Genomic DNA, 23403 nt, shown 5'->3' with positions numbered 1-23403 from the left:
AGCCTGCGCCACCGATAAAGCAGATTGGGCGCGACGCCATGGCGGCGAGCGGTCGAAGATACCGTCTCGCCTGGTTCGAAACTCTGCTCAATGATCGTCAGCTTTTGCTCGGTTGTCCACCGCCTGCGGCGGACATCACCGGTCAGCAATTCAACGTGTCGATATGCGTTAGACATAAGCCTGTCCTCAAGCCTGTGCTTGAGCCTTTCTGCTTATGCCGACTGTCCGGTCGAAAGTGGGGGCAGTTCATCACGTTGACCTGCTCATTGATTGGTTTCGCGATGCCACGGTCGAACGCTGGCGTGATGGCATAAAGCTCGTGCCTATCGCTTGGCTTAGCCGTATTTGCTGTGTAGTTTCCATCAGACAACGGTGAACGCTTCTGGATTATCTCCTCCTCGTTCACGATCGCCAGCCGCGCCAGATTGCGGAAGCTCAGCGCCTGCGTTTCATCCTTCGCATTCTTTCTGATCCGCTTCCCTGCAAGGCCGATCTTGGAGAGCAGGAACGACGAGAGATTCGATTCATCACGTTCATTGTGTATTTCATCGAGCCGGCTCCCCTCAACATCCGGAATCGATGTGTGCAAACCCTCGAATGCCTGGAACTGTCCTCCGGTTATGCTTCGGAGCAATGTCGTCTCCGATCCGTCATCGAAGGCAATCGCGAGCAAGACGCGATCATAGCCCTTCGCCTGCGGAATATCGGGGAGGGGGCCCTTCCCGCCGAGCATAAAATCGATCGCCTCTACAATATACGACTTTCCAGTATCGGAAGCCCCGTAGACGACGTTGAGGCCGGACTGGAATGAAGCAGTAGCCGGCTTTTTTTCTGAGCCGTGAAACGAAAGATGACGGATCTGAAAGCCTGAATATGCCATTATGCTGGTCCGGACGCTTCGTCTTGGAATTCAGATACCCAATTCGTGAGGAGATTGCGCATTAGGTCGTCAAAAGCCTCATCGCTATAATTTTGAAAGTAGCCCGCCAGCCACTGGGCGCGCTCGTACAATTGCTGCAGGTACGGTGTCTGAAGCGCGGTGACAAAGAACTCCGCGTTGTCCCCTGCCTTAAACGAAATCCCGCTTTCGTCGATAACCTGCTCGATGAGCCCCCGGGACATCATCAGGGCCATAGCGGATTGAACGGATTTTCGGCGCACCTGCGTGACAGGCGACGGGATCGGTGTCGGAGGATGCAAATCCCCTGGCCCGTCGAGTACGCTGGTTCTCACGACAAGATAGTCCATAGCGGTCAGCCTGTTCAGATCTAGCGCTTGAGGGAAGTGCGCGTGCAGCACAAGAACTGCCCTCACTCCGGTCTCGAGTGGGCCGTTGAATGTCGACGCGGAATTCACGAACGCCGCCATGTCAACTTCCCGTCATTCGCAAGTTGATGACAAATTCCCCGGCGATCAGTTGGAAAAGCGCTTCTGTTCAGCGGATGGGCATCGAGAATTAGGGACTGCGCTTTGTCTGTGACAGCAGTTACCCTCCGATATCCGTCGGCGTGCTCCCCGTCGTAGGTATCCATGATGCCGTCCAATATCTCGGTCTGGAACCCCTCGAAGGTACCTGGCTCTACTTTTTCCCGCACGAATATCCGCAGCGACTCGGCGTGGTAAAATGCCTCACGGGCGCGCTGGAAGTGGGTTTTCAGGTTAGCCCACCTGTCGAGATGAGAGACCTCAGCGACAGTCTCGCTTTTGTGCTCAGCATAGGCATCAAGCAATTTGCTGGTGTAAGTCGCTTCTGCTTCCTCGATCTCGGCTGGAACAGCATCCGGCCGCGGGCGGGATGGCAATCCACCGCCGAAACGGCCCCGATGGTAGGGAGTTTTGGAGTGGGCCTCGATTATCGTTCGAGGCTGTTCAGCCGAGAAGATCCGGAAGTCAAACTCATTCACGTATGCGAGAAATTTTCCGTCCAGAGTGACCGGCCCTGTTGAGGTGATTTTACCGGAGATGGCTTTACTCCATTCCGCAAGCACCTTGGCCTTCAATTCGTCCGCGTTGGTGAGCAACAGGGAGAGCGATGTCGAAGCTCCCTTTGGCGCAATGAAACGGCATGCTCTCGGGGCTTTGTATACCCCTGAGAACGAGTACCAGAGCATCTTTCCAATCTCAGGCGCGATCACACCAAAACTTAATGGTGCGTTGTAATGTTTGCACTGGTGATTGTCCCACGTGCCGAGCAGCTGGTCGGCGTCGCAGAAGCCGGCGATATCGATGCCTTTGTCGCCAGCGCCGGTCGGACGCATAACGCTGATATACGTGGATTTAAGAGAATGCACCCACTCGTCAATAAACGTCTCCCAGTCGCTGGCTTCATAAATCTGGATGACTTTGAGAGGATCCATTTTCGGGCCGTTCTCAAACTCGTTTGCCAGAAGAATTCTTGTTGACGGCAGGTCTTTCACCGCATTCTGTAACGACATCATGGTTGCCTGCACTTCAGCCTTGAGCTCAAAGTAAAACGTTAGGTCGCGTAAGATTCTAATCTTAACAGCCGCAAGGGTTCATGCAACCGAAAGTACATCACTTTGTCAGAAATCTGCCAGTATTTTCAACGGGATTTTGGTTCTTCGCGAGAACGGTCGGCGACGGCGGTAGCGTCAGCCTAGCGACGATCGAGCGCCGGGAAGCGATCGATTGCCGCAGCCAGCGGTTCCGCCGCATCCGACGCCGCGAGGCGTCGCCTCGGCCGCGCTTGGCTATCGTGATCTCGGTTCGCTAATGGAGAGCGGTCGTGCTAACTGCGAATTGCAATGGATATAGGGTTGACGCAGCCTCATCTTTCAAAGGGCCTCTCTTCGAATGCCCGAAATGCGGCCGTGTCGTGACTTTGAAAAAAGGGCAAATTAAAACTGCCCATTTCGCGCACAAGCCGCCGACGGATTGCACATGGCTTCAGGCGAAACACAGGCTCACATGGAAGCTAAAACAGTGTTGCGCGACAGCTTCCGCGCCCTTGGCTACGGTGCAGACTATGAGGTGGAGGTTCTATCAACGGGTGGCGACCGCCGTGCTGACATCTTGGTCACCTCGCAAGATGGCCTGGCGCGTTGGGCGATAGAAGCCCAACATACCCCGATATTGTTCGATGCGATCGAGAAGCGCACCACGGCATATTGCGCAGCCGGCATACCCGTTTTGTGGATGGGCATCTTGAGTAAAAAAATGAAAGACGACGCACAGTCTACCCCAAACGGACTGACGATCCGCCAGTACACAATTCGGCCTTGGGAGAAATGGGCGCAGGCTCTTGCCTTCAAGGAATTGTGGTATGTAGATCCGGACGACAAGACTCTTTGGCGGGGTTCATTCACCGATCACCTAATCCATGTCGAATCCACGTCCTGGTATGGGGAGGGTGGCGAAGAGCAGTCCGCGGGCGGTTACTCCCGTAAATCCAAGCGTTGGCGGACGCTCAATCTGCAAGGCCCCTTTCGCGTTCATCAGCTGTCGCTGGGATCAAAATGGCGCAAAGCGTGGTCGTCGCCCGTGCTCAATCTACCGGGAGGGGTAATCGCGCAGCTCGCGATCCGGTGACAGGAGGCAGGTGACAGGTTCACGTCTTTCTAGCAACGGCCACGTAGTATCGCAGAGGGGCTCCCGGACGTTTGGTAGCGATCGCCCGCCGGATTTTGGGCTGCCAAACTACGGGTCGTTGGTTCAAGAGCTTCGGAAATGTGAATTTGCTAGCATTCTCGCCTATGTTGGCGTTTCAGCATGGCTCCCAAGACTCAGTTGGTGATCAAAGTCGTCTGCGCCTCAACCTGCGAGGCGCTGGAGATAGGTCCTGAAGACTGCTCTCAAGTCTCGGAAGCCGGAGAATCCGAGAATGCGCGCGGTTCGCGTCACCGTTGTCATTGAAACCGAGCACTTGCGCGCGACTGAGGCCACGGTCCCAAAGGCGATTGCAGCGGGGTCCTCGAGGGCGACTTTTACAAGCCGCTCGGCATCTTCTGAAAAAGTGCCGTGTCCAGAGACAATGCGCCGCTTGATTTCCACGAAGTTCTCAGGCGGATTTTGCTGGTTCGATTGATGTACACGCCTGATGGTGCTTTTCGGCGCCATAGCTTTCAAATCGCCTGTAGTTTGAAATCGCTCTCGGCGACCGGCATAACGGTCTTCAGGAGCGCGATCGATTTTTCCAGCCCCTCAAGACTGTTAAGCAGCACGTCTTCGTGCTCGATCGAGAGCCAGCCATCATAGCCGGCCATTGTAAGGCGGTAGCAGAACTGGCGCCACCAGGTCTCGCCATGGCCGAAACCGAGTGTGACATAGGACCAGCTTCGGGTGGGAATGTTCATCAGCGAGCCGTTCTCCAGAAGCGAGGTCGTCGCCTGGACCGGCGCATTCAGCATCGTGTCCTTGGCGTGCACATGAAAGATGGCCTCTCCCAGCGCTTCGGCCGCGACCAGCGGATCGGCACCCATCCAGAAGAGATGCGAGGGGTCAAGATTGGCGCCTACAACTGGGCCGATGGCAGAACGCAGCTTCAGGAGCGAGGGGACGTTGTAGACATATTGATTGCCGTGCAACTCGAGCGCGATGCGCTCCACGCCATATTCCTTTGCGAGAGCGGCGATCTCCGTCCAGAACGGCAGGAGCTTGTCTTCCCACTGGTAGCGCAGGATTTCCTGCGTTTCCGGCGGCCAGGACGAGACCACCCAGTTGGGCATGAGATCTCCCGCGCGCCCCGCCGGCAGGCCGGACATGGTGCACACGGTCTTGATGCCCATATCTCCGGCAAGGCGGATCGTGTCCTTCAGGCACGCGCCTTGCTCGGGCTGGGTCGGATGCAACGGATTGCCGTTGGCGTTGAGCGCGATGATCTCCAGGCCACGATCCGCGAAGGCGCTGGTGAAGTGCCGGCGCGCATCGGCACTACTCTTCATCGCCTCAAGATCGAAATGTGGGGCCGTGGACCAGCCGCCGGTGTTCACCTCAACGCCCGAGACGCCAAGCCGCGCGGCACTGTCGAGAAGAGCGTCGAAAGACAGGCCGCCGAGGCTGTCGGAAACGAAACCGAGTTTCATTGCAGGTTTCCTTATCGTGCGTTGTAGAGAGAGGGCCTGACCATCGTGTCGAGGCTAATGCGTCTACCGGTTTGCAGCGCCTCGACGCCCGCTTCGGCGACGAGCGTCGCGCAATAGCCGTCCCAGCTATCGGAGGCGATTGCGGGGAAGGTGCCGGTTCGAACGAAATTCAAAAAGGCCTTGTTTTGCAGGCGGTAGGCTTCCGCAAAACGCGGCCGCCAATCGGATGGATAGTGTTCGAACGCCATCAGATGGCCATTGCGGCGCGTGTGGACCGGGGCGTTGAGCAGGATCGATCCCTTTTCGCCCACCAGTTCGCCGCGCACGTCGTAGCCATAGGCGGCGCTGTTGTTGACCTCGATGTTGACGATCTGACCCTGGTCGGTTTCGAGAACCATGAAGACCGGCGCGCCGGTTTTCGATGCATCGACGCCGGTTGGCTGAAACACGGATATCGCGGTATAGTCGGCGTCGAGCATGAAGCGTGCGACATCGAATTCGTGCGGGGCGGAATTGGTGATCGCCATCTGGCCGGTAAAGTTCGCCGGCGCTTCGACATTCCTGTGTGTGTTGTGCATCATGATCGCCCGGCCGAGCGAGCCGTCCGCGAGCGCGGCCTTCATGTCGCGATAGGATGGGTCGAAACGGCGCATGAACCCGAGCTGGACAAACCGGCGGCCGCGCGCGACTTCGGCGTCGATGACCGCAAGGCATTCCCGGGAATTCTGCGACAGGGGCTTTTCGCAGAGCACCGGCTTCCCCACCGCGATGGCGGCAAGCGACAAGGGCGCATGGGTTTCATCCGGGCTTGCGATGATCATGGCGTCGATGTCGTCGCGCCGGATCGTCTGGAGCGGGTCGGTGGAGATGTCGGCTGCGCCGTAATCCTCCGCGATCGCACGGGCGCGCGCCTCGGACGCATCGCAGACGACCTGCAGCACGGCGCCGGGCAAATCCTCCGAGACGATCCGCGCATGGTCGGCACCCATGATGCCTGCACCGATAATTGCAATTCTGACGGACATTCCATGTTCCTTGTTTTCGAAGCGCGCATGGGCGCAGCGTCGGGGTCGCCATGGGCGCGTTCCCGTTGAGGTGAAGTTGGAGCCTTGCTGCCGGGCGCGACCTGGAGCGACACATGCGCCGGTGAGAACCCATGCAGGCGTCGAGCGTGAGGGCTTCCTTCAGCTGACCGGTTGGATTATCCGGATTGAAATGCCATCATTCAACGAAAGTGAGGGGCAGATTTCGATGCTTTTCGCATCAAATATTTCGCATTGCACAAACACATGGCAAGGCCGTCATGCGCTAAGAGTCGGGCATGCATTCATCCGATTCCGTGATTTGAATCGCATCAGACCGTGAGGGGAAAATGCCAAAACCCGTGAAGCCTGCAACATGGAAAGGACCTTCGGTTCATGCGATCGCCAAGATCGCGGCTGTGGGCTCCGCGACGGTCGACCGGGTGCTCAACAACCGCAGCGGCGTGCGGGAGAAGACCCGGGCGCGGGTTCTCGCGGCACTGGAAAAACTTCGCCATGAGAGCGCCGATAGCGACGTCCCCGTCCTCATTCGCCTGTTCTGTGAATCCGGTGAGACATTCAATGCGGCCATGGCGGCGGCCGTCTCGGAGGTAAACCGCACACAGGCCGGCGTCGATATCCAGGGCGTGTATGTGACGACAAGCGATGCCGAACCACTCGCCTTCGCGCGGCGGATCGAGCAGGAAGGCGGGGAGGCGGACGGCGTCGTCGTCATTGGCCGGGAGCATCCGGCAACGAACCGCGCCATTCGAAAGCTCCGGACGATCGGCCGGCCGGTGGTCTGCCTCACGACGGACCTGCCGAGCTCGCGGCGAAGCACCTATGTCGGGAACGACCAGTATGCCGCCGGAAGCGTTGCGGCACTGTTGATCGGCAACGCCCTGCCGAAGGAAAACAGCAGCATTCTGGTTGTCATGAGCGTGCCGTTTCGTTGCCAGCAGGAGCGCGAGATGGGCTTCCGGCGGGTTCTGCGGTCTGATTTTCCGTACCTGAAGATCGAGGAACGCATGATCTCGGATGAAAGGCCCGAGAACACATGCGAGCAGCTGATGCGGTACTTCGAGGCGAATGGACATCCCGCGGCGATCTACAATGTGGCTGGTGCCAATCGCGGTATCGCCAAGGCGCTGGAAAATACCGGCAAGGCGGACGAAACGGTGTTTGTCGGCCATGAACTGTCCGTCCATTCCCGTGCGCTGCTGGAGGCCGGGGTGATGGATTATGTCATCTCGCATGATTTCGCCGCCGAACTCGCCTCGGCGGCGCGATGGATAAAGAGCAATCTGAATGGCGTGACGAGCGAGCCGGGCTATTCGCAGGTCCTCGTTCACACGCGATACAATTGCGGCCTGTAGGACCATCGGGGTGCGCATGTCTATGGTGTCGCCGAGGTGGTCGTCTGCCCATTGCAGGCGATAGCCGTATCCGCTCATTTCGCCTTTGATGCGGTACTCGCTCGCCAAAAGCTGCGATAGTTCGATGTGATTTACATCATTAGTATCTGTCGTTTCACGGTAGTCATAATAATTTCAGTATCTTAATTGGCGATCGATCACTGTTGCCATTTGATGGAGAGAAAATCAGAATTCGCCTCATGAAAACCTTGTGAACCATCGTCTTCATCAATGAAAATACCTCCAGGCGATCTCCTTATCGGGTCGCCAGAGATAGTCACAAACGCTGACCGCAGTGCCGATCTCGTTCCTGTTTTGGAATAAAAGTTGACCATATGAAATTAATGCAATAAATGTTGCATCTAGGAGTTCGACAGGCAGCGTGGAGGTTGTCTGTGGTGCCGTCTGAAAACGACTGAGCAATCCGCTCGCATCGAAAACTCTATTTGTTTCCAATCAAGGAGGAGGAACCTTATGAAAATTGGAAAAAGCATCCTGTACTCTGCTCTTTTCGCGTCTGCTGCGCTTGGGATCGCCCATGCCCAGGAGGCCGAAAAGCAGTATCGCTTCGTCATGGTGTCGCATATCGGCTCCAACGATCCCAACATGAACTGGCTGACGACGTCCCTGAAGGAGTTCGAGGCGAAGTATCCGGACGTGAAGACCGAATACATTTCCACGAACAATTACTCGGTTCAGGAGCACGTCCGCCTGCTCGAACAGGCGATCGCAACGCAGCCGGATGGCATTGCCGTCCCGATCGTCAGTTCCGATGCCTTTGAAGGTCCGCTGCGCAAGGCGATCGAAGCAGGCATCCCGGTCGTCGCCTTCAACATTCCGGACGGTCGCCCGGATGGCGAGCGCATTCCCTATCTTACCTATGTCGGCGGCGATGAATTCCTGACGGGCAAGAAGCTCGGTGAATACGCGCTGACGAAGGTCGAGGCCGGCGAAATCCCGAAGCCCACACATGTCGTCTGCGCAAGCCATGACTCGGCACATCAGGGCCTCAAGGCGCGCTGCGCCGGCATGAAGGAGGTGATGGAGAAGGCGGGCGCCAAGTTCGATGAGCTCTTCATCGGTGCGGAACCGGCAACGGCGCGCAACACGCTGCAATCGTTCCTGCAGGCCAATCCGGATACCAACTACATCTTCACGGTCGCCGGTTGGTCGTCGCCCTGGGCGTGGGGCGTGGCGAATGACATGAAGCTCGATCCTGACGTCGATGACAAGGGCGTCACGGTTCTCACCGTGGACGAAGGCCCGGTGTCGATCGAAGGCGTGCGCGCGGGGCATATCCTTGCGACGAACAGCCAGGGTTTCTGGCTCCAGGGCTATGCGCCGATGGAGTGGCTCTACTGGTACAAGAAGTTCGGATACGCGCCCCAGCAAAGCATCCTGACCGGTCCGATCGTGATCAACAAGGATAATGCGGATCAGTGGGCGACACAGGTTCGCGGCGTGTTCGGCGACAAGGCCTACGACGAACAGAATACCTGGTAACCGCTACCCTCCCGGGGCGAGGGCGGCTGGCCTCTTGATAGGCCGGCTGCCCTCCTTTGCGCATCCCGCGGCGCATATCAACGAGCGAGACCAAGAATCATGAAGTACCTTGTCCGCAGCCAGGGCTTCGGCGCGACCGTCGGCGTCATCGCCATGCTGGCCGTTTTCACAGTGATCGATTTCTCCGGCTGGTGGACGGTGCAGACGCTGTCCAACGTCACGCAGTTCACAGCCATTCTCGCGCTCGTCGCCCTGGGGCAAGCCCTTGTGATCATGACGAAGGAGATCGATCTGTCCGTCGGCTCGATCTACGGGCTGACCGGCGTGGCGTTCATCACGCTGGAGCCGTCCCTGGGCGTGCCCGGCTCTCTGATTGTCGCCCTGTTCATCGCGGCAATTGCAGGTTTCGTCCAGGGAACCGCCGTGGTCAAAGGCGAGCTTCCCTCGATGATCGTCACCCTTGGTGGCCTCTTCGCGGCGCGTGGCATTATCTATGTCTGGACGGGCGGCTCCGTCCACAATTTCTCTCCCGATGCTCGCACCCACGCGCTGACCCGTCTCCTGGGCGGAGAGCTCTTCGGCATTGCAGCGGCGATCTACTGGGTCGGCATCATTTCCCTCCTGCTTTCGATCATGCTGTGGGGAACCCGTTTCGGGAACCGGCTTTTGGCGACCGGCGGCAGTCGGGAAAGTGCTGAATCACGCGGCGTCCGCACCGATCGTGTCAAGACGGCGGCCTTTGTCCTCTGCTCTCTGCTTGCGGGCTTTGCCGGCATCCTGACCCTGTGCAACCAGCCGCAGACCCATGTGACGCTTGGTGAAAACATGGAGCTCGAGGCCATCTCGGCGGCCGTGATCGGCGGGTGCCTGCTGACCGGCGGACGCGGCTCCATCCTCGGGGTCATCCTCGGCGCCTTGATCGTCGTCAGCTTCCGCTACGAGCTGATCGCGCTCGGCGCACCATCGTCCTGGTACATCACATTCGTCGGCGCCGTTCTCATCGTGGCGGTTATTTTCAATCAGAAGCTTGCCCGCTTTCTCGGGCACAGCGTTTGACGCGGGAGGACGCTCAAATGACCCAACAACCCCTGATCCAGGTGAAAAACCTCGACCTCTATTTCGGCGCCTTCCACGCCCTGAAAAACGTCTCGGTCGATTTCAATGCCGGCGAACTGATCGGCTTGGTCGGCGACAATGGTGCCGGCAAGACCACGCTGATCCGCGTCCTGTGCGGCATTCACGCCCCAACGAAAGGGGAGGTGTTCTTCGATGGCAGGAAGGTCGAAAAATTCCACCCGAAACTCGCAATCGACCAGGGCATCGAGACCATCCAGCAGTCCGTCGGCCTGTGCGACAACCTTTCGATTGCGCGCAACTTCTATCTCGGCCGGGAGCCGGTCAAGCGCATCCTCGGCATACCATTTCTGGACTTCGCGAAGATGCGCGAGAAATCCAGCCGCGTCATCCGGCAGTTCGGCCTTCGGGAGAATGTCTCGGCCGATGACGAGGTGGAACGGCTGTCGGGCGGCGAGCGTCAATCGGTCAAGATCGGTCGGGCCGTCGAGTTCAAGAACCGTGTCGTCATCATGGACGAGCCGACCAACCACCTGTCAGTGCGCGAACGCGAGCATGTCAACGAGCTGGCGGTGCAGCTGAAGGAGCAAGGTCTGCTCGTCATCTACATCACGCACGACATCTTCCAGGTACACAAGCTCGCTGATCGCGTCGTCATCATGGAGAACGGCGAGAAGGTTGCCGATGCGTCGACCGACAGCATGTCGGCGGAAGCGCTCGAAGATGTCATCCGGCAGGGTGGCCGTGTCGTCGAGAAGCAGGAGGCGGTCTGATGGCGCTCTCCGCAGCAAAGCCTCTCATCCGCCGTCACACGGAAATCGGCATCTTTCTGATCGGCGCCATCCTGATCGTCATTTTCGCATCGACCTCGGACGGGCGGTGGGCCAACCTCTACAATATCGGAACGATCATGCAGGTGACTGCGACGCTCGGGCTCATGAGCCTGGGTGTCGCCATCGTGATCGGGACTGGCGAGATCGACATTTCGGTCGGCTCGACCTTCGGCATGGGCGCGCTCGCCCATCTGTGGCTTGCCGCCCGTGTTGATCCCGTGTTTGCCGCTCTGGCCGCCATCGTCGTTGGTGCGGCGATCGGCTACGTGAATGGCTGGCTTGTAACGAGGACCAGGACACCGTCGCTGATCATCACGCTTGGCACGCTGATGATCTTCCGCGGCATCGCGATCGCGCTGACGGACGGCTTTTCCTTCTCCATTCCCTATGCCGCGCGCAACGGCTGGACCTACTTCCTGCTCGGTGGCGGCGATGTTTTCGGATTCAACACGGCCCTGTTCTGGTTGATCGCGGCCTTCGCGGTTCTCCTCGTCGTGCTGAAGGCCATGCCATTCGGCAACCGGCTGCTGGCCGTCGGTGGCTCGGCGGACAGTGCGCATTCGCGCGGTGTGCGTGTCGATCGCATCAAGCTGTCCGCATTCGTCATTTGCGGCATCCTGGCCGCCTTTGCTGGCGCGCTCGAGGCTGGAAAGCTCGGTTTTGCGGACGGGTCCATGGGGCGGCTCATGGAGTTGCAGGCCATTGCCTCCTGCGTTCTGGGTGGTTGCCTTTTGGCCGGCGGAAGGATTTCGCTGATCGGTGCTTTGATGGGCGCGTTCGTGCTGTCCTCCATCCAGTCCTATCTGGTCGTCACCGGTGTTCAGCCGCAGTGGTTCATCCTCATTCTGGGCCTCATCGTCGTCGGGGCGGCCTATGGCGACAAGTCGCTGCGAAACTGGGCGATCCGGAAATAGCAGCATTCTTCTCTCTCCCTGTCTGATCGTATCGGCGCCGCTCACCGGCGCCGATTTTTTTGGGTCTTCCTGAGCGTTGTTTCCTGTTCGTGCGCCGTGGGCGCGAAGTGTGTTGACATTCCGTTATCTGCAATTAATGTTGCTCCTTGAGGAGAAATGCAATTATTCAATCCCGGCAGTGACTTGCAACGCGCAAACGGCGGCGTTGCGAGAGCGTCGAGTGCTGTCTTGTGCGGGATTGAACCTAGATCGGGAGGACGATTTCATGAGTGACATTTCCACGGTGATCGACCTCGCGCAGTTCCGGCGCGAGGTGGAAACCGAAACAACGAAAGCGATGTGCCCGACGGCCATTGCCATCGAGAAGAACATTCCGATCTATGACGGCGCGTCCGTCAGCGATGCCATCGGCCCGGAATGGGCCTCGGTCATCGGCGAGGGGCCGGGTGTCTTCGTGGTCAAGCGTGCTTTCACCGATCCGGGCGCCATCGATGCGGCAAGCGAGGTCTTTCGCCAGATCATTGCCGACGAGCGCGCCGCCGGCACGGCCGCAGGCGACCATTTTGCCAAGGCCGGCGCCAATGACCGTATCTGGAACAGCCTGCAGAAGCTGTGCCTGCGCGACCCCGCCGTCTACGCCCGCTACATGGCCAATCCGGTGATCGATATTGCCTGCCGCGCCTGGCTCGGCCCGGGGTATCAGATTGCCACGCAGGTCAATCAGGTCCGCCCCGGCGGCAAGGCGCAGGCGCCGCACCGCGACTATCACCTCGGCTTCATGAAGCCCGAGCAGATGGCGGAATATCCGGCCCATATCCACGCGACCGGCCCGACGCTCATCCTGCAGGGCGGGGTCGCCCATTGCGACATGCCGGTGGAAAGCGGCACGACGAAGCTCTTGCCGCATTCGCAGCGTTACCTGCCGGGCTATATCGCAGCAACGCGGCCGGAATTCCGGGACTATTTCGAGGAGCATTGCGTCCAGCTTCCCCTGGAAAAGGGCGACGCCATCTTCTTCAGTCCGGCGTTGTTCCATGCCGCCGGCGAAAACAGGACGGCGGACGTCGTGCGCATGGTGAACCTCATCCAGACGGCGTCGGCCTTTGCGCGGCACATGGAAAATCTTGACCGCACGGCCATGGCCCGCGCCGTCTATCCGCATCTGGCGGGACTTTCGCCGCAGGGTCGGCGGGCGGTGATTGCCGCGACCGCGGACGGTTATCCGTTCCCGACCAACCTCGATACCGACCCGCCGCTTGGCGGTCTCGCCCCGGAAAGCCAGCAGGACCTGCTCGCCCGGGCTGTCGCGGAAGGCTGGGACGAGGCGCAGCTCGATGCGGCTCTTTCCGCACAGGGCGCCAAGCGCGCTGCCTGAACACAAAGTTACCCGCAACGGCTTCGGGCGGGGAGGAACAGGAAGCCACCTTCGGGAGGAACGTACGCATGAAGAAAATTTTGCAATCCTTGGCCCTCGGCGCACTGCTCGCCACGTCGGCGCTTGCCGGTGCCGCGCATGCGGATGGCGAGAAATTCGTCTGGATCAGCCATGGCCCGGATAGCGACAGCTGGTTCAACGTCATCAAGAACGCGATCAAGGTCACGAACGAGCAGATGGGCGTCGAGACCGAGTATCGCAATCCGCCGAGCGGCGACCTCGCCGACATGGCGCGCCTCGTGCAGCAGAGCTCGGCGGCCGGCGTCGATGGCATCATCGTCACCATCGCCGATTTCAACGTGCTCGAAGGGCCGATCAAGGACGCCGTCGCCAAGGGCATTCCGGTCGTCACCGTCAATTCCGGCACGGTGGAGGAGAGCCAGAAGCTCGGCGCTCTGCTGCATGTCGGCCAGCCGGAATACGAAGCGGGCCTCGGCGCGGGCAAGCGCGCGAAGGAAGCGGGCATCAAGAGTTTCCTCTGCGTCAACCACTACATCACCAACCCCGCTTCCGTGGAGCGGTGCCGCGGCTTTGCGGAAGGCATCGGCGTCGAACTCGGCAACCAGATGGTCGATTCCGGCATTGACCCCTCGGAAGTGCAGAACAAGGTGAAGGCCTATCTCACCGCCAATCCCGATACCGGTGCCATCCTGACGCTTGGCCCGAATTCCGCTGAACCGTCGATCCGGGCGGTCAAGGAAATGGGCCTGGACGGCGACATCTATTTCGGCACGTTCGACCTATCCGCCGAGATTTCGGCGGCCATCAAGGACGGTACGATCAACTTCGCGATTGACCAGCAGCCTTTCCTGCAAGGCTCGATCCCGATTCAGGTGCTGACGAACTACGTCCGTTACGGTGTGACGCCGTCGAACTCGATCTTCACCGGTCCGGGTTTTGTGACGAAGGACAACATCGCGCTCGTCGAGTCGCTGGCGGGCCAATACCGCTGATCTGACGGATTTTGGCGCGCAACGGGTTCTCGCCCGTGCGCGCCAAAATATGTTTTCGAGGGAGGAGTATGCATTCATGACGGACGTCATTCCGGACGCGCTGAAGGACGAGCGCATCAAACCCGTCTCGCCGCTAAGGCGCGCGCTGATCCGGCCCGAGCTTGGCGGTATCTGCGGCACCATCCTGGTCTTCCTGCTGTTTGCGGTGATCGCCGGCGACAGCGGCATGTTCGCCGCCGAGGGCGTCATGAACTGGACGGTGGTTTCGGCTCAGTTCATGGTCATCGCGGTCGGTGCCTGCCTGCTGATGATCGCGGGCGAGTTCGACCTTTCCACCGGCTCGATGATCGGCTTTTCTGGCGTCATGATGGCCATCCTGTCAGTCCATCTCGGCGTGCCGCTCTGGCTCGCCATCATCGCGACCTTTGCCTTCTGCATCCTGCTCGGCGGCGTGAACGGCTGGCTGGTCATCCGCACCGGCCTGCCGTCGTTCATCGTCACGCTGGCCTTCCTCTACATCCTGCGCGGACTGACGATCTGGAGTTCGATCTATTTCACTCGGCAGACGATCATCGGCGGTGTCGCCGAGAAGGCGGCGGCCGACTGGCTCGCACCGATCTTCGGCGGAAAAGTTCTTGGCCGGCTTTTCACCTGGATGGGGGAGGCGGGTTGGATTGCCACCTTCACGCGCGGCAATCGTGCCGGCCAGCCGGTTATCGACGGCATCCCGATGCTCGTCGTCTGGGCCATCGTGCTGGTGATCTTCGGCCATTGGCTGCTGACGCGCACCAAGTTCGGCAACTGGATCTTTGCCGCCGGCGGTGATGCGCTCGCCGCGCGTTATGTCGGGGTGCCGGTCAACCGGGTGAAGATCCTGATGTTCATGTTCTCCGCCTTCTGCGCCTGCGTCTTCGCAACCTGCCAGGTGATGGAATTCGGCTCGGCTGCGGCCGATCGCGGCCTGCTCAAGGAGTTTGAGGCGATCATCTGCGTGGTCATCGGCGGGGCGTTGCTTACCGGTGGCTACGGCTCGGTCATCGGGGCGGCCCTTGGCGCGATCATCTTCGGCGTGGTGCAGCAAGGCCTGTTCTTCGCCAATGCGGAAAGCTCGCTCTTCCGGGTGTTCCTCGGCGTCATCCTGCTGACGGCCGTGATCATGAACACCTATATCCGCCGCATCATCACGGGAGAACGCTGATGTCCGCCATCGTGGAGATGAGAAACATCACGAAGCATTTCGGCCATGTCATCGCGTTGGCCGGTGTCTCCTTCGACGTCAAAGCCGGCGAATGCCACTGCCTGCTCGGCGACAACGGTGCCGGCAAATCCACCTTCATCAAGATCATGTCCGGCGTCTACAAGCCGAGTGGCGGCGAGGTGCTGGTGGAGGGCACGCCGACCCTGTTCCAGAGCCCGCGCGACGCCATGGCGGCAGGCATCGCCACGGTCTACCAGGACCTCGCGATGATCCCGCTGATGAGCGTCAGCCGCAATTTCTGGATGGGGCGGGAGCCGGAGCGCGGCGTCTGGCCCTTCCGGACCTTCGACACGGCCAAGGCCGACGACATCACCGTCAAGGAGATGCGCAAGATGGGCATCAGCCTGCGCGGGCCGGACCAAGCGGTGGGCACGCTCTCTGGCGGCGAGCGCCAGACGGTCGCGATCGCCCGTGCGGTCTATTTCGGCGCCAAGGTCCTGATCCTCGACGAACCGACCTCCGCGCTCGGCGTGCGCCAGACGGCGAACGTGCTGAGCACCATCGACCGCGTGCGCAAGCAGGGCATCGGCGTCGTCTTCATCACCCACAACGTTCGCCACGCGCTCGCCGTCGGGGATCGCTTCACCGTGCTGAATCGTGGCCAGACACTTGGGACCGCCGAGCGCGGGACGGTGGATGCGGCAGCCTTGCAGGACATGATGGCCGGCGGCCAGGAACTGGCGTTGCTGGAGGCCTCGTTGGGCGGCACCATTTGAAACAAACGGACGTGCCGGCTTCGCGCCGGCACGTCCCGTCTTCTGTCAGCGTACCACCTCGTAGCCGGCGGCCGCCATGACGCGCAGGAGTTCCTTATGGCCGATCTTCGCCATGTCGAGCGGCGGGTTGTGGGTGGGATCCTGCTCGGCCTCGACGACGAACCAGCCTTCATAACCATGGGAAGCGAGGCGCTTAACGATGGCCTCGAAATCGAGGCTGCCGTCGCCGGGCACCGTGAAGGCGCCCTTGATGACGGCGTCGAGGAAGCTTTCCTTCGTGCGGTCGAGCGCGTCGATCACCGGCAGTCGGACATCCTTGGTGTGGACGTGGGTGATGCGGCCGTGATGCTTGCCGATGACGCGCAGAACGTCGCCGCCCGCAAAGGCCATGTGGCCGGCGTCGAAGAGCAGCGGCAGGCCCTCGCCGGAATGTTTCATCAGCAAGTCGAGTTCTTCCTCGGTCTCGATCGGTGCTGCCATGTGATGGTGATAGGAGATCGGCATACCCTGGTCGGCACACCATTCGCCGAAGGCCGTCATCTTGCGGCCATAGGCCTTGATCTCGTCCTCGGAAAGCTTGCGCTTGGTGGCAAGCGGCGCGCTGCGGTCGCCCTGGATGGTGCCGGCCGTCTCGCCGTAGACGATGCAGGGCGCACCCACCGCCTTGAACAGCGCCATCTGTTCGGCGATCCGGTCCTTCTCCGCCTCGATGTCGCCGTCGAGCAGCAGGCCGGAGAACCAGCCGCCGCAGACCTGGATGCCGTATCTGTCGAGGATGGGACGCAGGACCTTCGCGTCCATCGGGAAGCGGCGGCCGGTCTCCATGCCTGTAAAGCCGGCTTCGGCGGCCTCTGCAAGGCAGCCTTCCAGCGAAATATCGCTGCTGATTTCCGGCAGGTCGTCGTTCCACCACGCGATGGGGGCAATGCCGAGTCTGGCTTTCATGGTCTGTCTCCGCGTCAAAGGGTCGGTGTCTTGTCTGCGCGAAGTCCGACCCGCCGAAAACGGCCCTTGCTGTCGCCTCCTCCCCGCATGGAGGTCTCATACAAAACATATATTGACATTTCAATATTCTTGCAAAGATAATTGCATTCACCCGGCCGGAGGAGGCCGCGGGCACATCATCCGGGGAACAGAGAGAATGAAGAAGAAGCTCCGTCTTGGCCTCATCGGGTCGGGTTTCATGGGCAAGACGCATGTGTTCGGCTTTGCGGCCGCCGAGCGGGTTTTCGACCTTCCCTATGACGTTGAACTTGCTACGATCGCCGACGTGACCATGGCGCAAGCCGAGGCGGCGCGGGCCGCCTTCGGCTTCCAGCGTGCCACGGACGACTGGCGCAGCCTGGTGGCGGATCCCGATATCAACGTCATCGACATCACCGCGCCGAACGCGCTGCACAAGGAGATGGCGCTTGCCGCGATTGCCGCCGGCAAACATGTTTACTGCGAGAAGCCGCTCGCCCCGCTTGCCGCCGATGCGCGGGAGATGGCCGAGGCGGCGGAAAAGGCCGGCATCAGGACACAGGTCGGCTTCAACTACCTTTGCAATCCCATGCTCAGCCTTGCAAGGGAGATGATCGCGGGCGGCGAGCTTGGTGACATCCGTGGTTACCGCGGCCTCCATGCGGAGGACTACATGGCCGATGCAAACGGCCCTTTCACCTTCCGGCATGACCCCGCCGGGGGTGGTGCCTTGGCTGATATCGGCAGCCATGCGCTCGCCACCGCCGAGTTCCTGCTTGGCCCGATCACGAAGGTCATGGGCGATTGCGTGACGGTTATCGTCAGCCGGCCTGACGGAAAAGGCGGCGTGCGACCGGTCGAGACAGACGACGTCGGCCGCGCCTTCCTGCGCTTTGCCAACGGCGCCACCGGTTCCATTGAGGGCAACTGGATCGCGACCGGCCGCAAGATGCAGCACGATTTCGAGGTCTACGGCACGAAAGGTGCGCTCGCCTTCTCGCAGGAGCGATTCAACGAGCTTCATTTCTATTCGGCGGCTGATGCCAAGGGGCGGCAGGGTTTTCGGCGTATCGAGGCCGGTCCCGACCACGCGCCCTACGGCCGCTTCTGCGTCGCTCCCGGCCACCAGCTCGGCTTCAACGACCTGAAGGCCATTGAGGCTGCGGGCTATCTGGAGGCGATTGCGGGCCTCAGGCCGGAGCCGTTCAATTTCCGCGCGGGCCTGTGCATCCAGATGCTGGTGGAGACGATCCAGCAATCGTCGCGCGCCGGCGCCTGGCTTGATGTGAAGGGTGATTGACCGCGGGTGGCGGTGGCGCAATGATAATTGCATGTGGAGTCTGCCCGGCAATTCGTGCCGCGCTCGCCGGCGCCGTGTCCAGCGCTCCATTTACCCAAAACAAGCTGTTCATCATGCCGATTACGCTTGACGTGCAATTAAAATTGCGTCTTTGTAATAATGAAAACAAATGTTGCTGATTGGCTTCCTTCGGCAGCGCGAGGAGGAAACATGTACGCGTCCTACGGCTTGTTCATCGATGGCGCCTGGTCAGGTCCCGCGACCGGCGCATCGACCGAAATCACGGATCCGGGCAACGGCGATGTATTGGGCGTCGTTCCCGTGGCCAGCGTTGACGACACAAACCGGGCGATCGGTGTGGCGGACAGGGCCTTCCAGGCCTGGAAGAAGACCCCGGCCTGGACCCGTGCGGATCACTTGCACAAGGCCGCCGACGTGATGGCGGCGCGCACGGCCGAGGCAGCGCGCCAGATCACGCTCGAAACGGGAAAGCCGCTGGCGCAGGCGGGGCGCGAATGGGCACTCGCCGTCGACCAGTTCCGCTGGTACGCGGAGGAAGCCCGCCGCATCTACGGCCGCATCGTCGAAAGCCGTGTGCCGGGCGGTCGCCTGGAGGTGACGCATGAGCCCGTCGGTGTCGTCGCAGCCTTCACAGCGTGGAATTTCCCGGCGGCGTTGATCGCCCGCAAGGTCGCGCCGGCGCTTGCCGCCGGCTGTGCCGTCATCGTGCGTCCGTCCGTCGAAGTGCCGGGCGTTGCCATGGTCCTCTTCGACTGCCTGCGTGAAGCCGGCCTTCCCGCAGGCGTCGCCAACCTTCTGATCGGCCCGACCGGCAACACCTACAAGCCCATCATGGCATCGTCCGTCGTGCGAAAGGTTTCTCTGACGGGGTCGACACGTGTCGGTCAGCAGATGATCCGCGACAGTGCCGAAACGGTAAAGCGCGTCAGCATGGAACTCGGCGGCAATGCGCCGATGATCGTTTTCGCCGACGCCGATCTCGACAAAGCGCTCGATCTCGCTGTGCCGACGAAATACGCCAATGCCGGCCAGGTCTGCGTAACGCCCGACCGCTTCTATGTGCATGAGTCGTTGCACGATCGCTTTTCTGACGGCTTTGCTGCCCGCGCCCGCGCGCTGAAGCTCGGTTACGGTCTCGATGAGGCGACGCAGATGGGGCCGCTGATCAACGAGCGCCGCATCGCCGCCATCGAGGAAATCGTCGCCGATGCGAGCGACCGCGGCGGCAGGATCCTCGCAGGCGGCAGACGCCCGGCGGATACGAATGCCGGTTTCTTCTTCGAGCCCACCGTCATCACCGGCCTGCCGGACGATGCCAAGGCGATCGCCGAGGAGAATTTCGGCCCGATCGCCGCCATCACGCCCTTTTCCAGCACGGATGAGGTCTTCGAGCGGGCGAATGCCTCCGAAATGGGACTTTCCGCCTATGTCTTCACCCGCGATGCCGGCCGCGCACGCGAAGCGGCGGCGCGGCTGGAGGCGGGCATGGTCGGGGTCAACAGTTTTGCACTGGCAGCCGCCGAGGCGCCGTTCGGCGGCATCAAGGCGAGCGGCATGGGCCGCGAAGGCGGTACCGAGGGCATCCTCGACTATTCCAACGTCAAGCTCGCGCAGATGCTGGTCTGAGGAGGCAGTCATGATCAAGAACGGTGTCAAGCAGCGCTGGGCCGAAGGCAAGCCCGTCCTCAACGGCTGGCTCTCCATCGCCAATTCCTTCAGCGCCGAAATCATGGCCGCGCAGGGTTACGACTCGCTCACCATCGACATGCAGCACGGCATTGTCGGCTACGATGGCGCGGTGCCGATGCTTCAGGCCATGCGGGCAAGCGGTGTGACACCGCTGGTGCGCGTGCCGTGGCTCGATCCCGCCGACATCATGAAGGCGCTCGATGCCGGTGCCTACGGTGTCATTTGCCCGATGATCAATACCCGTGCAGAAGCAGAGCGGCTTGTCTCCTATGTGCGCTATCCCCCCAATGGCGTGCGCAGCTTCGGCCCCAGCCGTGCCCTGTTTTCCGCCGGCGCCGGATATGCAGCGCAAGCCGATGACGAGATGATCTGCCTCGCCATGATCGAGACGGCGCAGGCCTATGAGAACCTGGAGGATATCCTCGCGACCCCCGGCCTCGACGGCGTCTATATCGGTCCAGCCGACCTGACGCTGGGGCTCCAGGGCAAGCGCTACGCACCCGGCTTCGACCGTCGCGAGCCCGAGATGATCGAGGCGATCAAGACGATTCTCCATGCGGCTCACAAGGCGGGAAAACGTGCGGCGCTGCATAACGGCACGCCCGACTATGCGGCGGAAGCGGTGGGCTGGGGGTTCGATTTCGTGACCGTCACCAACGACGTCCGCCTCCTCGCAGGTGCTGCCGAGGCGAGTGTGCGGAAGTTCCGCGATCTCGTGCAGGACGTCGCGCCCGTCAACACGATCGACACGGGAGGATATTGAATGCCCAGGATTCTGGTCGCAGGCAAGATCCACGCTGACGGTCTTGCCGTTCTCAGTTCCGCGCCCGGCGTGACGGTCGACTATGTCGAGGAGGTTTCCGCGGCAAGCTACAAGCCGTTCCTCGCCGCCGCCGATGCGCTGCTTATCCGCACCCAGCCGCTTTCGGCGGCATTCGTTGCCGATGCGCGGAACCTTAAGATCGTTTCGCGCCACGGCGTCGGTTACGATTCGGTTGATGTCGCGGCCTTGAGCGGTCGCGGCATACCGCTCGCCGTCGTGGGGGATGTGAATTCCCGTGCCGTGGCCGAGCACGCCGCCATGCTGATGCTGGCGGCCGCACGCCGCATCGTTCTCTTCGACCGAAAGATGCGGCAAGGCGACTGGAACTACCGCAACAGTCTGGATGCCGATGAGTTGGACGGTGGCACGTTGCTGGTGGTCGGCTTCGGCCGCATTGGCAGGCGGCTGGCACAGATCGCGGCGGCGCTCGGCATGACGGTGCTTGCCTACGACAAGTTCCAGGGCGCGGATCAGATCGCGGCCGCCGGCGCAACGCCCGTGGATGATCTGCTCGATGGCCTCTCCCGCGCCGACGTCGTGTCGCTGCATGTGCCGAAATCGGGCGCCGAGCCCTTGATCGGTGCGGCGGAACTGGCTGTGATGAAACGCTCGGCCATTCTCGTGAACACGGCGCGCGGCGGCCTGATCGACGAAAAGGCGCTGCTGGCCGCGCTCGATGAAGGGAGGCTTGCCGCGGCTGGTCTCGACGTCCTTGATTCCGAGCCGCCGGCGAATGACGACCCCATGCTCGCCTGCGACCGGGTGGTGCTTTCCCCGCACAATGCCGGGCTCACCGAAGCCTGCGCGCGGCGCATGGCCATCTCGGCGGCGGAGAACATTATCGATTTCTTCAAGGGAACGCTCGATCCGACGCTCGTCGTCAATCGCTCCGAGATTGCGGCACAGCGCCTTTCTCCTGTCGGCGGCTGGTCATGACGCTCCTGACATTCCGGGACATCGCCAAGTCCTATGGCATCGTACCGGTGCTGAAGGGCATTGATCTTGTCGTAAAACCAGGCGAGGTGCTGGCGCTCGTTGGCGAAAACGGTGCGGGCAAGTCCACTCTCATGCGCATTGCCGCCGGGCTTGCACCGCCGTCGTCGGGTGCGATGCTGCTGGACGGCGCGCCTGTGCCTGCAACGCTCCATGCTGCTGAACGTGCAGGCATCGTCATGGTGCACCAGGAGTTTTGCCTCGCGCCGCATCTGACAGTGGCGGAAAACGTCTTTCTCGGACGGGAGATCACGCGCGGCCTCTTCACCGATCGCAAGGCGATGGAGATGCGGGCACGCGACCTGCTGGCTCAACTCGGCTCGGCCGCTCCCGTCCGGGCACGGCTCCGCGATCTGCCGGTGTCCGACTGGCAGATGATCGAACTTGCCAAGGCCTTCGCGCGTCAGCCAAAACTTATCCTGATGGACGAGCCGACCGCTGTGCTCTCGGCCACGGAGGCGGGCAACCTGTTCACCCGTATCCGCGCCTTCCGGGATGCGGGCGGTTCGGTGATCTTCACCTCGCACCGCCTCGATGAAGTGAAGAATATCGCCGATCGCGTCGCGGTGCTGCGCGATGGACAGATCGTGCGCGTCGAGAACACTCAGGATGTTTCCGAGGATGAGATGGCCGAGGCGATGGTCGGTCGGCCGCTCGCGGAAATCTATCCGCCGCGGCGCGGTGCGCAAGGACGCACGGTATTGCTCGGCGTTGCTGGTCTCACATCGCCGGGCGCCGTCGAAGAGGCAACGCTCGATATCCGCGTGGGCGAAGTGCTCGGCATTTCCGGCCTCGTCGGATCAGGTCGTACCGAACTTTTCGAAGCACTCTTCGGGCTGCGGCCGGCGAAATGCCGATCCTTCCACTTGCGCGGCGCGGCGCGAAAGCTGCCGACAGCGCGCGAGGCCTGGGGCCTGAAGCTCGCTTACCTGACGGAGGACCGCAAGGGTAAGGGCCTGCTGCTCGGCAAGTCGCTCGACCAGAACGTGGCGCTCACCAAGGGTGCGATCAATGGCGCGAACTGGATCGACCGGCGGGCGGAGCGACGGGACCTCGAAGCGGCCGTCGGGCGCTATGACATTCGCACCGGACGGCTGGACGTGACGGCCGGAGCGCTCAGCGGCGGCAACCAGCAGAAGGTGCTGATCGCCAAGACGCTCGCCGTCGAGCCCGACCTGATCGTCTTCGACGAGCCCACACGCGGCGTCGATATCGGCGCCAAGCAGCAGATCTACGAGATCATCGCCACGCTCGCCGCCGAGGGCAAGGCGATCGTCGTCATCTCGTCCGAGATGCAGGAGATCGTCGGCCTGTCCGACCGGGTGCTGGTCATGCGGCGCGGCCGCATCGCCGGCGAGCTTTCCGGCGACGCGATCAACGAGACCGACATCATTCGATTTGCCATGGGCCTGGAAGACAGGGCCCCGCAGGAGGAGGCAAGCCATTGAC

Annotated in this window: 23 protein-coding genes and 1 pseudogene; 16 read left to right on the top strand and 8 right to left on the bottom strand. The window is 61.3% G+C overall.

From position 1 onward, the window contains the following. From B5M41_RS25420 to B5M41_RS25405, 4 genes are all read right to left on the bottom strand, one after another. Nucleotides 1-176: transposase (locus B5M41_RS25420; protein ID WP_230640356.1), on the bottom strand; the 176-nt coding region annotated here is incomplete at its 3' end. Beyond that, entirely contained in the window at nucleotides 143-880 is a 738-nt protein-coding gene (locus tag B5M41_RS25415; protein ID WP_230640354.1) for an ATP-binding protein, read from the bottom strand. The genes B5M41_RS25415 and B5M41_RS25420, both read right to left, overlap by 34 nt. Continuing rightward, entirely contained in the window at nucleotides 880-1368 is a 489-nt protein-coding gene (locus B5M41_RS25410) for an ABC-three component system middle component 2 (RefSeq protein ID WP_134652019.1), read from the bottom strand. Before B5M41_RS25410 ends, B5M41_RS25415 begins: the two co-directional genes overlap by 1 nt. Next, the gene (locus B5M41_RS25405) at nucleotides 1353-2435 is read right to left on the bottom strand and encodes an ABC-three component system protein (protein WP_230640353.1); all 1083 of its coding nucleotides are present in this window, start codon (nucleotides 2433-2435) and stop codon (nucleotides 1353-1355) included. Before B5M41_RS25405 ends, B5M41_RS25410 begins: the two co-directional genes overlap by 16 nt. Nucleotides 2436-2746: 311 nt before the next feature. Here B5M41_RS25405 and B5M41_RS27200 point away from each other — a divergent pair. Together B5M41_RS27200 and B5M41_RS25400 are read left to right on the top strand one after the other, a co-directional pair. Continuing rightward, nucleotides 2747-2857: pseudogene (locus B5M41_RS27200) on the top strand (hypothetical protein); the annotation flags it as partial. A 44-nt stretch (nucleotides 2858-2901) separates the two neighbouring features. Beyond that, nucleotides 2902-3549: a competence protein CoiA family protein gene (locus B5M41_RS25400; protein WP_134652015.1), complete on the top strand. Its 648-nt coding sequence runs from the start codon at nucleotides 2902-2904 to the stop codon at nucleotides 3547-3549. Between the two features lie 222 nt (nucleotides 3550-3771). Here the strand turns inward: B5M41_RS25400 and B5M41_RS25395 are convergent, their stop codons facing one another. Genes B5M41_RS25395 through B5M41_RS25385 form a run of 3 tightly spaced genes read right to left on the bottom strand, consistent with a single transcriptional unit; the run spans nucleotide 3772 to nucleotide 6067 of the window. After that, on the bottom strand, nucleotides 3772-4077 hold the full coding sequence (locus B5M41_RS25395) for a MurR/RpiR family transcriptional regulator (protein WP_134652013.1): 306 nt from the start codon (nucleotides 4075-4077) through the stop codon (nucleotides 3772-3774). 5 nt (nucleotides 4078-4082) lie between these two features. Beyond that, entirely contained in the window at nucleotides 4083-5042 is a 960-nt protein-coding gene (locus tag B5M41_RS25390; RefSeq protein ID WP_134652011.1) for a sugar phosphate isomerase/epimerase family protein, read from the bottom strand. Nucleotides 5043-5053: 11 nt separating this feature from the next. Continuing rightward, entirely contained in the window at nucleotides 5054-6067 is a 1014-nt protein-coding gene (locus tag B5M41_RS25385; protein ID WP_134652009.1) for a Gfo/Idh/MocA family oxidoreductase, read from the bottom strand. A 359-nt stretch (nucleotides 6068-6426) separates the two neighbouring features. Between B5M41_RS25385 and B5M41_RS25380 the strand changes: the two genes are divergently transcribed. The 9 genes from B5M41_RS25380 (at nucleotide 6427) to B5M41_RS25340 (ending at nucleotide 16165) form a co-directional block, all read left to right on the top strand. Continuing rightward, nucleotides 6427-7440, top strand: a complete 1014-nt coding sequence (locus B5M41_RS25380) for a LacI family DNA-binding transcriptional regulator (protein WP_230640352.1) — start codon at nucleotides 6427-6429, stop codon at nucleotides 7438-7440. 513 nt (nucleotides 7441-7953) lie between these two features. Continuing rightward, nucleotides 7954-8982 (top strand): sugar ABC transporter substrate-binding protein, encoded by a 1029-nt coding sequence (locus B5M41_RS25375; RefSeq protein ID WP_134652005.1) that lies wholly within the window; start codon nucleotides 7954-7956, stop codon nucleotides 8980-8982. A gap of 99 nt (nucleotides 8983-9081) precedes the next feature. Continuing rightward, nucleotides 9082-10038 (top strand): ABC transporter permease, encoded by a 957-nt coding sequence (locus B5M41_RS25370; RefSeq protein ID WP_134652003.1) that lies wholly within the window; start codon nucleotides 9082-9084, stop codon nucleotides 10036-10038. Between the two features lie 17 nt (nucleotides 10039-10055). Next, nucleotides 10056-10829, top strand: a complete 774-nt coding sequence (locus B5M41_RS25365; RefSeq protein ID WP_134652001.1) for an ATP-binding cassette domain-containing protein — start codon at nucleotides 10056-10058, stop codon at nucleotides 10827-10829. Beyond that, the gene (locus B5M41_RS25360; protein ID WP_134651999.1) at nucleotides 10829-11803 is read left to right on the top strand and encodes an ABC transporter permease; all 975 of its coding nucleotides are present in this window, start codon (nucleotides 10829-10831) and stop codon (nucleotides 11801-11803) included. The genes B5M41_RS25365 and B5M41_RS25360 overlap by 1 nt, the downstream gene beginning before the upstream one ends. A gap of 265 nt (nucleotides 11804-12068) precedes the next feature. Then, entirely contained in the window at nucleotides 12069-13178 is a 1110-nt protein-coding gene (locus tag B5M41_RS25355; RefSeq protein ID WP_134651996.1) for a phytanoyl-CoA dioxygenase family protein, read from the top strand. Nucleotides 13179-13246: 68 nt separating this feature from the next. After that, nucleotides 13247-14191, top strand: coding sequence for a sugar ABC transporter substrate-binding protein (locus B5M41_RS25350; RefSeq protein ID WP_134651994.1), 945 nt, complete (start codon nucleotides 13247-13249; stop codon nucleotides 14189-14191). A 76-nt stretch (nucleotides 14192-14267) separates the two neighbouring features. Further along, a complete protein-coding gene (locus B5M41_RS25345; protein WP_209020904.1) occupies nucleotides 14268-15389 on the top strand; it encodes an ABC transporter permease in 1122 nt (373 codons plus the stop codon). Continuing rightward, entirely contained in the window at nucleotides 15389-16165 is a 777-nt protein-coding gene (locus B5M41_RS25340) for an ATP-binding cassette domain-containing protein (protein WP_134651992.1), read from the top strand. Before B5M41_RS25345 ends, B5M41_RS25340 begins: the two co-directional genes overlap by 1 nt. Before the next feature lie 45 nt (nucleotides 16166-16210). Here B5M41_RS25340 and iolE read toward each other — a convergent pair whose 3' ends face one another. After that, nucleotides 16211-17110: a myo-inosose-2 dehydratase gene (gene iolE / locus B5M41_RS25335; protein ID WP_134651990.1), complete on the bottom strand. Its 900-nt coding sequence runs from the start codon at nucleotides 17108-17110 to the stop codon at nucleotides 16211-16213. Nucleotides 17111-17306: 196 nt separating this feature from the next. On the opposite strand from iolE, the gene B5M41_RS25330 reads away from it, so the two are divergent. The 5 genes from B5M41_RS25330 to B5M41_RS25310 all read left to right on the top strand — a co-directional run bounded on the left by B5M41_RS25330 (nucleotide 17307) and on the right by B5M41_RS25310 (nucleotide 23402). Then, a complete protein-coding gene (locus tag B5M41_RS25330; protein WP_134711054.1) occupies nucleotides 17307-18428 on the top strand; it encodes a Gfo/Idh/MocA family protein in 1122 nt (373 codons plus the stop codon). A 210-nt stretch (nucleotides 18429-18638) separates the two neighbouring features. Further along, nucleotides 18639-20075 carry an NAD-dependent succinate-semialdehyde dehydrogenase gene (locus B5M41_RS25325; RefSeq protein WP_134651986.1) on the top strand — a complete coding sequence of 479 codons (1437 nt, stop codon included), beginning with the start codon at nucleotides 18639-18641 and terminating at the stop codon, nucleotides 20073-20075. Nucleotides 20076-20085: 10 nt separating this feature from the next. After that, entirely contained in the window at nucleotides 20086-20901 is an 816-nt protein-coding gene (locus B5M41_RS25320) for an HpcH/HpaI aldolase family protein (RefSeq protein WP_134651984.1), read from the top strand. Next, complete coding sequence (locus tag B5M41_RS25315; protein ID WP_134651982.1) at nucleotides 20902-21897, top strand: hydroxyacid dehydrogenase; 996 nt, start codon at nucleotides 20902-20904, stop codon at nucleotides 21895-21897. Beyond that, nucleotides 21894-23402 (top strand): sugar ABC transporter ATP-binding protein, encoded by a 1509-nt coding sequence (locus tag B5M41_RS25310; RefSeq protein ID WP_134651980.1) that lies wholly within the window; start codon nucleotides 21894-21896, stop codon nucleotides 23400-23402. Before B5M41_RS25315 ends, B5M41_RS25310 begins: the two co-directional genes overlap by 4 nt. Nucleotide 23403: the final 1 nt, after the last annotated feature.

Source organism: Shinella sumterensis (assembly GCF_004514425.2).
Taxonomy (GTDB): domain Bacteria; phylum Pseudomonadota; class Alphaproteobacteria; order Rhizobiales; family Rhizobiaceae; genus Shinella; species Shinella sumterensis.
Note: the sequence above shows the minus strand (reverse complement) of the source record. Positions and strands in the feature narration are given on the sequence as shown.

Excerpts from the sequence above, each read along its gene's own strand:
- B5M41_RS25400 (WP_134652015.1), top strand. The coding sequence starts at position 2,902 with ATGGCTTCAGGCGAAACACAGGCTCACATGGAAGCTAAAACAGTGTTG.
- iolE (WP_134651990.1), bottom strand. The coding sequence starts at position 17,110 with ATGAAAGCCAGACTCGGCATTGCCCCCATCGCGTGGTGGAACGACGAC.
- B5M41_RS25415 (WP_230640354.1), bottom strand. The coding sequence starts at position 880 with ATGGCATATTCAGGCTTTCAGATCCGTCATCTTTCGTTTCACGGCTCA.
- B5M41_RS25410 (WP_134652019.1), bottom strand. The coding sequence starts at position 1,368 with ATGGCGGCGTTCGTGAATTCCGCGTCGACATTCAACGGCCCACTCGAG.
- B5M41_RS25405 (WP_230640353.1), bottom strand. The coding sequence starts at position 2,435 with ATGTCGTTACAGAATGCGGTGAAAGACCTGCCGTCAACAAGAATTCTT.
- B5M41_RS25395 (WP_134652013.1), bottom strand. The coding sequence starts at position 4,077 with ATGGCGCCGAAAAGCACCATCAGGCGTGTACATCAATCGAACCAGCAA.
- B5M41_RS25325 (WP_134651986.1), top strand. The coding sequence starts at position 18,639 with ATGTACGCGTCCTACGGCTTGTTCATCGATGGCGCCTGGTCAGGTCCC.
- B5M41_RS25370 (WP_134652003.1), top strand. The coding sequence starts at position 9,082 with ATGAAGTACCTTGTCCGCAGCCAGGGCTTCGGCGCGACCGTCGGCGTC.
- B5M41_RS25345 (WP_209020904.1), top strand. The coding sequence starts at position 14,268 with ATGACGGACGTCATTCCGGACGCGCTGAAGGACGAGCGCATCAAACCC.
- B5M41_RS25350 (WP_134651994.1), top strand. The coding sequence starts at position 13,247 with ATGAAGAAAATTTTGCAATCCTTGGCCCTCGGCGCACTGCTCGCCACG.
- B5M41_RS25365 (WP_134652001.1), top strand. The coding sequence starts at position 10,056 with ATGACCCAACAACCCCTGATCCAGGTGAAAAACCTCGACCTCTATTTC.
- B5M41_RS25340 (WP_134651992.1), top strand. The coding sequence starts at position 15,389 with ATGTCCGCCATCGTGGAGATGAGAAACATCACGAAGCATTTCGGCCAT.
- B5M41_RS25360 (WP_134651999.1), top strand. The coding sequence starts at position 10,829 with ATGGCGCTCTCCGCAGCAAAGCCTCTCATCCGCCGTCACACGGAAATC.
- B5M41_RS25315 (WP_134651982.1), top strand. The coding sequence starts at position 20,902 with ATGCCCAGGATTCTGGTCGCAGGCAAGATCCACGCTGACGGTCTTGCC.
- B5M41_RS25390 (WP_134652011.1), bottom strand. The coding sequence starts at position 5,042 with ATGAAACTCGGTTTCGTTTCCGACAGCCTCGGCGGCCTGTCTTTCGAC.
- B5M41_RS25385 (WP_134652009.1), bottom strand. The coding sequence starts at position 6,067 with ATGTCCGTCAGAATTGCAATTATCGGTGCAGGCATCATGGGTGCCGAC.
- B5M41_RS25310 (WP_134651980.1), top strand. The coding sequence starts at position 21,894 with ATGACGCTCCTGACATTCCGGGACATCGCCAAGTCCTATGGCATCGTA.
- B5M41_RS25375 (WP_134652005.1), top strand. The coding sequence starts at position 7,954 with ATGAAAATTGGAAAAAGCATCCTGTACTCTGCTCTTTTCGCGTCTGCT.
- B5M41_RS25355 (WP_134651996.1), top strand. The coding sequence starts at position 12,069 with ATGAGTGACATTTCCACGGTGATCGACCTCGCGCAGTTCCGGCGCGAG.
- B5M41_RS25320 (WP_134651984.1), top strand. The coding sequence starts at position 20,086 with ATGATCAAGAACGGTGTCAAGCAGCGCTGGGCCGAAGGCAAGCCCGTC.
- B5M41_RS25330 (WP_134711054.1), top strand. The coding sequence starts at position 17,307 with ATGAAGAAGAAGCTCCGTCTTGGCCTCATCGGGTCGGGTTTCATGGGC.